Genomic DNA, 1,165 nt, shown 5'->3' with positions numbered 1-1,165 from the left:
GTACCACGTCGATGCCGGCTCCGGTGAAGACGGCGTCGAAGGAAGCCGTGAACTTGGTGTCGCGGTCACGGAGGGGGAACTGGAACCGGTGGCCACGTTCGTCGAGGTCCATCAGTAGGTTCCGTGCCTGCTGGGTGACCCAGGCTGCGGTCGGGTGCTTCGTGGTCCCGAGAACATGGACGTGGCGGGTGGCGTGTTCGACGACGAAGAACACGTAGATCCGTTGCAGGAACACGGTGTCCACGGTGAAGAAGTCGCAGGCCAGCAGGCTGGAGGCCTGGGCGGACAGGAAGGTGCGCCAGGAGGTGTCGGCCCGGCGGGGTGCGGGGTCGATGCCGGCGCGGTGCGGGATCCGCCAGACGGTGGCGACTCCGACCGGGTAGCCCAGCCCGGCGAGTTCTCCCTGGATCCTGCGGTGGCCCCAGGTCGGGTTCTCCCGTGCGAGGCGCAGGACCAGCTCGCGGATCTCCCGGCGGACCGGCGGCCGACCGGGCGACTTCCGCGGGTAGGTCCGTTTGCGTGCGAGGAGGTCACGGTGCCAGCGCAGCACGGTGGCCGGGGTGACGAAGAACGAACCCCAGCTGGACCGGGGCAGCAGCCGGGACAGGGCTGCGAGGATCACCCGATCCGCCGGTTCCAGGACCGGGCCGGTTCACCTGCCGGCGCAGCACCGCCACCTGATGTCGCAGGACAAGGAGCTCCGCCTCCTTCGAGGTGTCCCCACGCATCCGGAGCAGCATCAGCCCGAGAGTGTTCCGTGTCAGGGCGTAGAGCAGCGACCACACCATGACCACCCAGCCTGCCCGACACGGGCCCCGCCCCGCGGGCAAACGCGCAGGTCACCGCCCAAATCGGGGTTCTGGAGCCCCACAGGGTCCATTTCTGTGTGATCAGGCGGCGGTGCCACCGCAGGACGGTGCCGGGCGTGACCGCCGGTGCGTTCGCAGCGCCCTGGGCAGGAGTCGGATCAGGGCGGCGAGGACCGCCCGGTCCGCCCAGTCCCACCGGGGCTTGGGCTGGGTACGACGCAGCACCGCGACCTCATGCCGCAGCACCAGCAACTCGATGTCCTTCGACGCCGACGAACGACCGAGGAGAACCAGCCAGCCACACACCCGCACGAAGATCAGATAGAGCAGGCGTACGAACATGGCTGACCATCATG

2 pseudogenes are annotated in these 1,165 nt (G+C 69.0%); both read right to left on the bottom strand.

The window, feature by feature from the left end:
• Positions 1–830 (bottom strand): annotated as a pseudogene (locus FMEAI12_RS35890) (helix-turn-helix domain-containing protein); the annotation flags it as partial.
• A gap of 43 nt (positions 831–873) precedes the next feature.
• A pseudogene (locus FMEAI12_RS35885) lies at positions 874–1,151 on the bottom strand (transposase); the annotation flags it as partial.
• Positions 1,152–1,165 lie beyond the last annotated feature (14 nt).

Origin of the sequence: Parafrankia sp. Ea1.12 (assembly GCF_900465275.1) — a bacterium.
Taxonomy (GTDB): domain Bacteria; phylum Actinomycetota; class Actinomycetes; order Frankiales; family Frankiaceae; genus Parafrankia; species Parafrankia soli.
Note: the sequence above shows the minus strand (reverse complement) of the source record. Positions and strands in the feature narration are given on the sequence as shown.